The organism is Aeromonas lusitana, from assembly GCF_002812985.1.
In the GTDB taxonomy this organism is placed as follows: Bacteria; Pseudomonadota; Gammaproteobacteria; order Enterobacterales; family Aeromonadaceae; genus Aeromonas; species Aeromonas lusitana.
The window spans coordinates 1-860 of sequence record NZ_PGCP01000060.1 but is presented as its reverse complement, the minus strand read 5'-3'; the positions used below and the strand labels follow the sequence as shown (position 1 = coordinate 860).

1 protein-coding gene and 1 tRNA gene are annotated in these 860 nt (G+C 58.7%); both read right to left on the bottom strand.

The genetic code is table 11. The annotated features are described in order from the left end of the window. Positions 1–17 precede the first annotated feature (17 nt). Positions 18–533 (bottom strand): RICIN domain-containing protein, encoded by a 516-nt coding sequence (locus tag CUC44_RS20870; protein ID WP_100861764.1) that lies wholly within the window; start codon positions 531–533, stop codon positions 18–20. 170 nt (positions 534–703) lie between these two features. Then, a tRNA-Pro gene (locus tag CUC44_RS20865) sits at positions 704–780 on the bottom strand. Positions 781–860 lie beyond the last annotated feature (80 nt).

The following is an 860-nucleotide window of genomic DNA, read 5'->3' as shown; positions in this document are numbered from 1 at the left end:
CACGCCACGGACCCGGCTTACCAGGCCAGCTTGGGCAGTGCCAGGCTGTCCAGCAGGCCGCCCTCTTGCTTCCACTCAAAGCTCTGGTTGGCACCACCGTAGCACTCCGCCAGCCGCAGCGGCGTCCCAGGGTGGTGGCGACGGCCTGCCACGTCCAGGCACAGTGACAGTTGCCGATTGAACAGACGATCCGCCTGCCACTGCCATTGATGACTGTCATCCTGACAATCCGCCAGGGTGAGCTCGTCATCCCCCTTGGCGATCAGGCAGCGCTGGGCCAACTGCAGTGCCCCCGCATCCCAGTCGAACTGCTGATTCGGGCCCTTGTCACACTCTTGGGTCAGCAGAGATCCCTGCTCGCTCAGCGTCACACAGAATCCCCCGCTGGTTATCAAGGTATAAGCAGTCGTATGGGTGGTTTTTGGTGAGACGCCCAGCATGAGTGCATCCGGTTTGGGCTGCAGGGCAGCGCAACCACCCAGCGTCAGGGTGAGCAGGGCCAACAGGCCGGGCTGTAGAGTATTGTGCTGCATAAGAGAGGTGCCTGAAACTGTTCCATGGAGCCCACTGTCTCGTGAGTCTGGCACCCAGCATAGCGAACTCGCGCCATTTCGGCGCCAACAGAAGTGTAAAGAGACGTGACAGAAACGGCCGTGCGGATCGCAGAAAAGCAAAAACCCCGCCGAAGCGAGGTTTTCAAATGTGGTCGGTGATAAAGGATTCGAACCTTTGACCCTCTGGTCCCAAACCAGATGCGCTACCGGGCTGCGCTAATCACCGATGGGGTATTTCTAAAATACAAAGATGACCTGACAGTCATCCTCGTCATACAGCAAGTATGGTGCGAAGAGAGGGACTCG